The organism is Halomonas sp. MES3-P3E (genome assembly GCF_002836035.1).
Classification (GTDB): Bacteria; Pseudomonadota; Gammaproteobacteria; order Pseudomonadales; family Halomonadaceae; genus Vreelandella; species Vreelandella arctica.
Window position 1 is genome coordinate 1 of the sequence record NZ_PJBT01000116.1, and the last position, 889, is coordinate 889.

Here is an 889-nt window from a genome sequence, read left to right on the forward strand (position 1 = left end):
GAATATCTTTTTTGATAATAATATCAACTGACTGATAGATCGTTTTGGCACTAAGGCCAGCTTTTTTATATAGCTCATAGCTATTCACTTCACCACGCTTAGCCGTAATCATACAAGATAAATGGTATGCTAAGCGCCGTGCCTGATACTCTTCAACTGTTTCTGCATATTTTATAAAAAAAAGTCGACACAGAGGCATTTTTTCGACTTTTAACGAGTAAAAGGACTTTACTTTCAGTTGCTGACAGTACCATGACATAGACCTTCGTCGACCATCTAACCTCTGCCAGATGGAGCGTTCCATATCAATTAAGTACCTTACAACACTTCTATCTCGCTTTTTCCAGTCAACATTTCTAAAGCATTCCTTATTAATTTTTTGCACGGGTTTATTCTTTTCGAGCCATGAAAAATCATATCTATATAACCAAGAATAAAATCGCCTACCATTTTTATCATTCCTTATATCACACAAATATTCGTATTTCTTTAAGCAGCTAATCCATTCCTTACGATACTCTATTCTCTTCTCATCATTGTTAGAATACTTTATCTTTTTAGTTTTATTAGTAGATTCGCTGTATTGCAACACTTTCTTAAGCTCATCATGGAGAATTATTTCAAGTGAGTCACCCCGCACTCCTAGCCAACAAGAAAAGTGTTGCAAGTATGAAAAAGAACTTTTGTGCTTTCTGAATATTTTAATTATCCAGTCAGAACCATGATCCGTTGAAAGACCATGGTGACGCATCCAATCGTTACCCCAATAAGAATGTATACGGCGATCAGTTATTTTATGATTAACCCCTCTATGAGATAGCAACGCTAGCCGTTTAGATTCAATATTGTAATAGCGGCTCCATTGATCAAATGATATAGATGAATAACT

At 35.4% G+C, this 889-nt stretch carries 1 protein-coding gene; it reads right to left on the reverse strand.

What is annotated here, in order from left to right; translation table 11 throughout:
- A partial coding sequence (locus tag CXF87_RS21660; protein ID WP_198556086.1) for a TnsD family Tn7-like transposition protein occupies positions 1-889 on the reverse strand: 889 nt, incomplete at both ends.